This window comes from Pseudonocardia sp. McavD-2-B (genome assembly GCF_024124365.1).
Classification (GTDB): domain Bacteria; phylum Actinomycetota; class Actinomycetes; order Mycobacteriales; family Pseudonocardiaceae; genus Pseudonocardia; species Pseudonocardia alni.
Window position 1 is genome coordinate 1 of sequence record NZ_JAMXSG010000419.1, and the last position, 3300, is coordinate 3300.

Sequence of the window (3300 nt, forward strand, 5' to 3'; positions counted from 1 at the left end):
GGGGGTGTGGTGGCGCGACGCCCGGTCAGCGCGACAGCGCCGCGGCGAGACGGCGGGTCAGCGGGTCCGGGGCGGTCCAGGCGGCGACGGTGTGGCCGCCGTCCTCGACCCGGCGCACCCACTGCACCCCGCGCAGCGCGTTGACCAGCAGGAACCCGTCGGCCCCGGTGAGCGCGGCCAGGGGCAGCGGGGCGATCCGCACGGCGCCGGGGCCCAGCAGGTCGAGCAGCGCGCGGCGGCCGGTGCCGGGCAGGATGCGGCCGTCGAGCGGGGGGACCCACAGCCGCCCCCGGTGCACGGCGGCGACGGCGGAACGCGTCGTCTCCAGCACCAGGCCCGCCGGGTCGCACAGCAGCGGCGAACCGTCCCCGACCTCGGCCTCGTGGGCGTCGAGCCAGCGGCGGTCGACGAACTTGTGGGACTCGCCGTCGGTGCCGCGCCGGACGACGGCGACCACCCCGCCCTGCGCGTCGAGCGGGACCGGTCCGGGCCAGGGGACCGCGCGCACGGTGACCCGCGACGGGTCCTCCGGTGTCGCCTCGACCCGGACCCGGTGGTGCCCGGCCGCCCCCGCGACGGCCGCGGCGACGTCGGTCTCGACCCGCGCGTCGAGGGGGCGGTCGGTGACCGCGAGGTAGGAGCGGCGCAGCCGAGCGGCGTGCTCGCCGACCCGGCGGGCCCGGCCGTCGACGCAGGCCAGCGTCTCGAACAGGCCCGCGGCCCGGTCGGCGGGCCGGGCGACGGGCGGCCGGACCGGCCGGGGCGGGCCGTCCAGCGCGGCCAGGACCGGGGCGGCCTTGGTCAGGACCTCGCCGAACTCCTCCGCCGGGTCGGAGTCGACGGTGATGCCCCCGCCGACGCCGAGCCGGCCGCTGCGGCTGCCGTCGGGCCCGGCGGGGCCGAGGTCGAGGGTGCGGATCGCGACGTTCAGCTCCAGTCCGGCCAGCGGGCTCACCCCGCCGACGGCGCCGGTGAACAGCCCACGGTCGCCGTCCTCGCAGTCGGCGATCACCTCGCAGGCCCGGATTTTCGGCGCGCCGGTGACCGAGCCCGGCGGGAACGTGGCGATGAGCAGGTCGGCGTCGGTGACGTCGTCGCGCAGCGTCGCGTGCACCCGCGACACCAGGTGCCACACCCCCGGATGCGGTTCGACGGCGAGCAGCCGCCCCGGCCGCACCCCGCCGGGCCGTGCGACCCGGGCCAGATCGTTGCGCATCAGGTCGACGATCATCACGTTCTCGGCCGCGTCCTTCACCGAGGCGCCGAGTCGCGCGCGTTCGGCCTCGTCGGCGTCGCCACCGGTGCGCGGCCGGGTGCCCTTGATCGGCGCGGTGGTGACCCGGTCCCCGGCACGGTGCAGGAACAGCTCCGGGCTCGCGCCCACCGCGGCCCGCTCCGGCGTCACGACGAGCGCGGCGCGGGCCGGTGCGACCGGCTCGACCAGCCGGGCCCACGCCTCGTGCGGGTCGCCGTCGAGCCGCACCTCCAGCCGGGTCGCGATGTTGGCCTGGAAGATCTCGCCGCGACGGATCTCGGTGACGCACCGCTCGACCGCGGCCAGGTGCGCGTCGCGGTCGGGCCACCGGGTGACCGCGATCCGGGCCGTCCGGTCCGGCGCCGGGCGGGCGAGGTCGGCGCACAGCTGCGTGTACCGGCGCTCGACCGAGCCGGTGTCGGGGTGCACCGCACCGGGGAGGTCCGGCAGGCCCGGCAGCGGGGCTCCGCCGGCGACCAGCGCCTCGAACCACCAGCGCTCGCCGTCGTGCCGCAGCACGTCGCGGTACCAGGACAGCACCGCCGTCGGCCGCACACCGGGCGGGGCATGGTCCAGGAGCCCGAACCAGCCGCCTCCGACGGCCCCGGCGGTCCCGGCGCCCGGGCTCGCCGCCGGGCCCGCGGACCGTGGCGGTGCGTCCAGCACGGCGAACGGGTCGGCCCCGTCCGGTGCGGTGAGCACCGGGTCGGTGGCGACCAGTGCCCCCCACGACCAGCTCCCGCCGAAGGCGACCAGCCGCGGCCGGTGGGCGAGCCGACGCACCGCCGCCGCCACCCCGGACGGTGCGACACCGTCCGGGACCGGGACACGGTGCAGCCCGGTCCGGGCCGGGGCGGTCGAGGTCACCGGGAGAGCATGCTGATCCGGCCCCGCGCGGGGAAGGCGCCGTGACCGGGCGCACGCCTCACCCCCAGCTCCCCGGGCGCCGGGCGACGGCGTGGATCCGCTCCACCTCCCGCGGGCCGAGCACCGGGGTCAGCCCGCGCAGGGCGTACACCAGCGCGCCCTCGGTGGCGACCACGACGTCGTCGGGCCAGCGGCGCACCCGGAGCGGGGCCCCGACCAGCGCGATCACCGGGCGGACCGGCGTCGACGCGGCGGCCCCGAGCCGGGGGAGCAACAGCTCGCGGACCCGCTGCGCCTCGGCCCGGGCCCGCGGTACCGCGTCCGTGGCCGTCCCCGCGACGACCAGCCGATCGCCGTCGAGGAGGAGGAAGCGGCCGCGGTGGTGGCGGGTGCCGACGACGCAGATGCCGGGTGGCCCGATCAGGACGTGGTCGAGGTCGGCGGCGCCGCCGTCGAGCGGGACCGAGTGCAGGACCTGCCACGCCGCGGGCCTGCCGAGCAGCCGGTCCCGGCGGGTCCGCCCGGTCAGCGCGGTCAGCAGGTGCGCGGTGCGCTGCTCGCCGTCGGCGCCGAGGCGCCAGTTGCGGTCGGGGAATCCCGCCCTCCGCTGCTGCGCGGCGACGTGCCCCACCCGCCGGCCGGGGTAGTGGCGCGCCAGGTCCAGCGCGCGGGAACGGTCGGTGGTGGGGGGCGTCGCGGGTGTCGTCGTCATGGCGCGGAGTGTGCACCCGACCACCGACAGGAAACGGCGCTCGCCGGTAACCTCGCGACGGGGTGGTGCAGCCATGAACGGTGTGGACCCGCGGTTCGAGTCACCGGTCGACCGGACGATCCGGGAGGCCGTCGAGCGGGGCGACTTCGACGACCTGCCCGGCAAGGGCAAACCGTTGCCCGGGGCGGGACGGATCGGCCCGGTCGACGAGAACTGGTGGATCCGCGGCTACCTGGAGCGGGAGGGCGTCCCGGGCGACGCGATGCTGCCGCCGTCGCTCCAGCTGCGCAGGGAGCTGGACCGGATCGACGAGACCGTCACCCGCTTCGTCGACGAGCGCCGCGTGCGCGAGCACGTCGAGGAGGTCAACTCCCGGGTCGTCGACCACATGCGCCATCCGATGGGCCCGCGCGTGCCGATCCGCAGGCTCGACGCCGACGAGGTCGTCGCGCGCTGGCACGCGGCC

At 78.1% G+C, this 3300-nt stretch carries 3 protein-coding genes; 1 reads left to right on the forward strand and 2 read right to left on the reverse strand.

Annotated features, from left to right (window positions below):
- Nucleotides 1–25 precede the first annotated feature (25 nt).
- Nucleotides 26–2122, reverse strand: a complete 2097-nt coding sequence (locus tag NH602_RS29540) for a chorismate-binding protein (protein ID WP_253069524.1) — start codon at nucleotides 2120–2122, stop codon at nucleotides 26–28.
- Nucleotides 2123–2180: 58 nt separating this feature from the next.
- Nucleotides 2181–2834 carry a nuclease-related domain-containing protein gene (locus tag NH602_RS29545; protein ID WP_253069525.1) on the reverse strand — a complete coding sequence of 218 codons (654 nt, stop codon included), beginning with the start codon at nucleotides 2832–2834 and terminating at the stop codon, nucleotides 2181–2183.
- A gap of 73 nt (nucleotides 2835–2907) precedes the next feature.
- Here NH602_RS29545 and NH602_RS29550 point away from each other — a divergent pair.
- Nucleotides 2908–3300: DUF1992 domain-containing protein (locus tag NH602_RS29550; RefSeq protein WP_253069526.1), on the forward strand; the 393-nt coding region annotated here is incomplete at its 3' end.

Bases quoted from the DNA above. Each gene is read 5' to 3' on its own strand.
- NH602_RS29545 (WP_253069525.1), bottom strand. From the start codon at position 2,834: ATGACGACGACACCCGCGACGCCCCCCACCACCGACCGTTCCCGCGCG.